Source organism: Variovorax sp. 01T439_2, assembly GCF_056398445.1.
Genome location: NZ_JBFTPJ010000396.1, coordinates 1 through 5014 on the forward strand (window position 1 = coordinate 1; position 5014 = coordinate 5014).

General features: G+C 68.9%; 4 protein-coding genes. 1 reads left to right on the forward strand and 3 read right to left on the reverse strand.

Annotated elements, in window-relative coordinates; translation table 11 throughout:
* From AC1DOC_RS18585 to AC1DOC_RS18595, 3 genes are all read right to left on the reverse strand, one after another.
* Positions 1-394, reverse strand: a 394-nt coding sequence (locus AC1DOC_RS18585; protein ID WP_478130244.1) for a SixA phosphatase family protein, incomplete at its 3' end; no start/stop codon positions are given.
* 19 nt (positions 395-413) lie between these two features.
* Entirely contained in the window at positions 414-2732 is a 2319-nt protein-coding gene (ppk1, locus tag AC1DOC_RS18590; RefSeq protein ID WP_018906137.1) for a polyphosphate kinase 1, read from the reverse strand.
* Positions 2729-3589 carry a GNAT family N-acetyltransferase gene (locus tag AC1DOC_RS18595; protein WP_018906138.1) on the reverse strand — a complete coding sequence of 287 codons (861 nt, stop codon included), beginning with the start codon at positions 3587-3589 and terminating at the stop codon, positions 2729-2731. Before AC1DOC_RS18595 ends, ppk1 begins: the two co-directional genes overlap by 4 nt.
* Positions 3590-3733: 144 nt before the next feature.
* On the opposite strand from AC1DOC_RS18595, the gene AC1DOC_RS18600 reads away from it, so the two are divergent.
* Positions 3734-5014: FAD-dependent oxidoreductase (locus AC1DOC_RS18600; RefSeq protein ID WP_478130245.1), on the forward strand; the 1281-nt coding region annotated here is incomplete at its 3' end.

A 5014-nucleotide genomic window follows, 5' to 3' on the forward strand; every position in this document is an offset into this window, starting at 1 on the left:
GAATCCACCAGAGCGAACCCTTGCGCACCGGGCAGCTGTCCTGCTTCAGGCCAAGAAGCAGCGAAATCGCCTGCCCCACCGAAGGCTGGTGCCCGACCATCAACACCACCGACTTGCCGTTGGGCCAGCCGGCCGCAGCCAGCATGGCCTCGGCGGTGGTGTCTGGGGCGAGTTCAGCACGCAGCTTGTACTTGCGGCCGAGCGCAAGCGCGGTCTGCTCGCAGCGCCGCGCGGGGCTGCAGATGATGCGCGTGCCGTCGGGCAGCTGCCGGTCGAGCCAGCTGGCCATGCGCTTGGCCTRCTTCTCGCCGCGCGCGGTCAGGGAACGCTGCAGGTCGTCGCAGCCCTCGGTCCAGTCCTCGGCTTCGGCATGGCGCCAGAAGATCAAGTCCATGGTTGTCGTCTTTCGGTCGTCAGTTGCTGGGTGCATCGGCGTGATGGCCTCGCGATGCATACCGGTTCATGAGTGCCGCCTGTGCGCCGTGCGCCTCGACGGCGCGCGACGCGCCCGCCTCGCCGGCGTGGGTGTCGTGGTCGACGCGCGTGTAGATGCCGTCGCCGCCCAGGTCCCAAGCGTCGCGGCCGTCGTGCAGGTAGGCAACCAGGCATTCGTCGATCAGGCGCTGGCGCAGGCCGGGGTCGGTCACCGGCCAGGCCAGCTCGATGCGCCGCATCATGTTGCGGTTCATCCAGTCGGCGCTCGACAGGTAGAGCGACTCGTCCTCGCCATTGCGGAAGTAGAAAACGCGCGAGTGCTCGAGAAAACGCCCGATCACCGAACGCACGCGGATGTTGTCGGTCAGGCCCGGCACCTGCGCGGGCAGCGTGCAGGCGCCGCGCACGATGAGGTCGATCTTCACGCCGTTCTGGCCGGCGCGCATCAGCGCGGCCACCAGGGCGTCGTCGGTCAGCGCATTCATCTTGGCGACGATGCGGGTCGGCTCGCCGGTGGCCGCGGCCAGGCTGAGCGCGTCGATCTGCGCAATGAGGTTCTTGTGCAGGTCGAACGGCGCGAGCCACATGCGGTTGAGCTTGGGCAGCCGGCTCTGGCTTGCCAGGTGCACGAACACGGCCTCCATGTCGGCCGTGAGCAGCGGATCGGCCGTCAGGTGGCTGATGTCGGTGTAGAGCCTGGCGGTGCGCGGGTTGTAGTTGCCGGTGGAAAGATGGCCGTAGCGGCGCATCTGCTTGCCCTCGCGGCGCGTCACCAGCAGCATCTTGGCGTGCGTCTTCAGGCCCACCACGCCATACACCACCTGCGCGCCGATCGACTCGAGCATTTCGGCCCAGTTGATGTTGGCCTCTTCGTCGAAGCGGGCCTTGAGCTCCACCACCACCGTCACTTCCTTGCCGCGGCGCACGGCCTCGCGCAGCAGGTCCATCAGCTCGGAATCGGTGCCCGTGCGGTAGATGGTCTGCTTGATGGCCAGCACCTGCGGGTCCAGCACAGCCTCGCGCAGGAACGCGAGCACGCCGTCGAAGCTCTCGAAGGGCTGGTGGATCAGCACGTCGCCGTGCTGCAGCCGCTCGAAGAACGACTGCGCCGGCGACAGCGTGACCGGGTAGGAGGCCGAGTACGGCGGAAACAGCAGCTGCGGCTCCTCCAGCAGGTCGATCAGCTGGGTCAGCCGGGCCAGGTTGACGGGGCCGTGCACGCGGTAGAGCGCCTGCGGCGGCAGGTTGAATTGCGCCAGCAGGAAGCTCGCGAGCGACTCCGCGCAGCTGGCCGACACCTCGAGCCGCACGGCCTGCCCGTAGTGCCGGTGCTGCAGCCCCTGGCGCAATGCGGTGCGCAGGTTCTTGACGTCTTCCTCGTCGACCGCCAGGTCGGAATGCCGCGTGACGCGGAACTGCGAGAAATCGCCCACCTCGCGCCCCGGGAACATGCTCGACAGATGGGCGCGCACCACGCTCGACAGCGCCACGAACAGCGTCTTGCCGTCCGACACCTTGGCCGGCATGCGGATCACGCGCGGCAGCACGCGCGGCACCTTCACGATCTGGATCGGGTTCTCGCGCCCGAAGGCGTCCTTGCCGCCGAGCCGCACGATGAAATTGAGCGACTTGTTGGCCACCTGCGGAAACGGGTGCGCCGGGTCCAGCCCGACCGGGATCAGCAGCGGGCGCACTTCGCGCTCGAAATATTCGCTGACCCACTTGCGCTGCGCCGGATTGCGTTCACCGTGCGAAATGATGTGGATGCCGTGCTTTGCGAAGGTCGGCATCAGCTCGTCGTTGTAGAGCGCGTACTGGCGCGCCACCAGCGCATGGGCGGCCTCGGCCAGGCGCTCGAACGATTCGATCGTGTAGGCGCCCTTCTGGTCGCCGGCGCTGCTGGCAATCAGGTGCGGCGCGGCGCGCACCTCGAAGAATTCATCGAGGTTCGATGAAACGATGCAGAGGTAGCGAAGGCGCTCGACCAGCGGCACTTCAGGCCTGCGGGCCCAGTCGAGCACGCGCTCGTTGAACGACAGGATGCTGTGATCGCGGTCGAGCAGCGTGAGGGCCGTTGCCGCGACCGCGGGCGTGCGGTCAGCGGGAGCAGGTTGCATGGGCACTGATTCTGGGGCAAGCGGCACGGGAGCACATGTAGGCTGAAATATGACAGTGTCGCCCTCGTTTGTGACGTTTTCGTGACCGCCGTGTGACGCCTGCGGGCCACCCTTGGGCAGCCCCGTGCCGGGCGAAGAGGCGGACGGCCCGGCATCGGGCCGGGCGGCCGCTGGCTTCATGCGCCCAGAAAGTGCTTGCGGTAGCGCGGCGGCAGGTCGTCGATGCGCATCAGCATCGGCAGGTCCGCCGTGTTGAAGTCCGGGTCCCAGGCCGGCGCGCCCAGCACCTTGGCACCCAGGCGCAGGTAGCCCTTGATGAGCGCGGGCGGCTCGACGTCGAGCGCGCCGTCGAGCCGTTCCACCGGCAGCGGCAGGCGCGGCTGCACCTGGTACTGGATCGGCGCCATGTGGCTGGCCGACAGCTGCCGCCAGATGCTGGCCGCCGCATCGCCGCTGGTCACGCCGTTGTGCGACATCGGAATGCTCGCGCAGCCGATCATGGTGTCGAGCTTGTTGCGGTGCATGAAGCCCGCAAGAGCTCCCCACAGCGCGAGGATCACGCCGCCCTGGCGGTGGTCGGGATGCACGCAGCTGCGGCCCAGCTCGACCATGCGCTCGCGCAGGTCGCGCAGCCGGGTCAGGTCGAATTCGGTGTCGCTGTAGGTGCTGCCCACGCGCCGGGCCTGGGCCGGCGTGAGCACGCGGTAGGTGCCGATCACCTGCCCGGTCCGTTCCTCGCGCACCAGCAGGTGCTCGCAGAAGTCGTCGAACAAATCGATGTCGTGGCCGGCCAGCGGCGTGCTCACGCGGGCGCCCATTTCGCCGACGAACACCTCGTGGCGCAGGCGCTGTGCTGCGCGCACGTCGTCCAGGTGGCGGGCCCAGCTCACGGTGATGCCTTGCCTGGCATCGACGATGGCCGGCGGCGCGAGCACGGCAGCGGGCGCCGATGCGGGCGTGGCCGCAGGGACGGGCCACAGGGCGGCGCGCAGGCCGAGCTGCGACAGCGGGAACGTCGGGTTGGGCAGTTCTTTCATGGAGACCCTTTCTGCTGAAGGAGTCTCTGCACCCGCGGTGAAACGGGTATGTCAGCGCCATTGCAGTTGCATGACGGTGTTACCGCGTGTTTTGAGGCTTCCTGGATGTCTAATGCGGTGGGTCGCGACATGGAGTTTTCTCAAATGGCCACAGCCGCAAGCAGCAATTTCGACAACCGCCTCCACCAGACCTTTCCCGTCCTGAGCGATACCGAAATCGCGCGCATCGCGCACTTCGGCACCGTGCAGCGCTTCGCCCGCGGGGAGCGGCTGTTCACCGCCGGCGAAACGGGCCCCGGCATGTTCGTTCTGCTCAAGGGCGTGGTGGCGGTCACGCAGCGCGACGGGCTCGGGCACGTGGTGCCCATCGTGCGCCAGGGCCCGGGCGAGTTCCTTGCCGAAGTCGGCCAACTGAGCGGCCGCCCTGCCCTGGTCGACGGCCATGCCGAGGAAGAAGTGGAAGCGCTGATCGTGCCGCCCGCGCAGCTGCGCGCGCTGCTGGTGGCCGAGGCCGACCTTGGCGAGCGCATCACCCGCGCGCTGATCCTGCGGCGCGTGGCGCTGATCGAATCCGGCGCCAGCGGGCCGGTGCTGATCGGCCGGCCGGAATCGCCCGACATGGCGCGGCTGGAGAACTTCCTGCGCCGCAACGGGCATCCCTACCACCTGGTCGACGCGGCCGAAGACCCGGGCGCCGCCGCGCTGCTGGAACAGTACGGCACCTGCAAGCTGCTGGCCGTGTGCCCCGACGGCTCGGTGCTGGTCAACCCCGCCGAAGACGCGCTGGCCCGCTGCCTGGGCATGGTCGATACCGCGGAGCACAACGAGCTGTTCGACGTGGCGGTGGTCGGCGCCGGCCCTGCCGGCCTCGCCACCGCGGTGTATGCCGCCTCCGAAGGGCTGCGCGTGATCGTGCTCGACTGCCGCGCCTTCGGCGGGCAGGCCGGCGCGAGTGCGCGCATCGAGAACTACCTGGGCTTTCCCACCGGCATCTCGGGCCAGGCGCTCGCGGGCCGGGCCTTCGTGCAGGCCCAGAAGTTCGGTGTCGAGATGCTGATCCCGGCCAAGGTGACGTCGCTCGATTGCTCGCGCGACAACCCCATGGACGCGCTGCGCATCGCACTGGCCGATGGCCGCACCATCAACGCGCGCACGGTGGTGATTGCCAGCGGCGCACGCTACCGGCGGCCCGACGTGCCGAGGCTGTCCGAGTTCGAGGGCCGCGGCATCTGGTACTGGGCCTCGGCCATCGAGGCCAAGCTCTGCGCGCAGCAGGAGGTTGCGCTGGTCGGCGGCGGCAACTCGGCCGGACAGGCCGCGGTGTTCCTGTCGCGCCATGCGGCCAAGGTCAACGTGCTGGTGCGCGGCCCGTCGCTCGCGGCCAGCATGTCGCGCTACCTGATCGACCGCATCGAGGCCACGCCC

Bases quoted from the DNA above. Each gene is read 5' to 3' on its own strand.
- ppk1 (WP_018906137.1), bottom strand. From the start codon at position 2,732: ATGAAGCCAGCGGCCGCCCGGCCCGATGCCGGGCCGTCCGCCTCTTCG.
- AC1DOC_RS18595 (WP_018906138.1), bottom strand. From the start codon at position 3,589: ATGAAAGAACTGCCCAACCCGACGTTCCCGCTGTCGCAGCTCGGCCTG.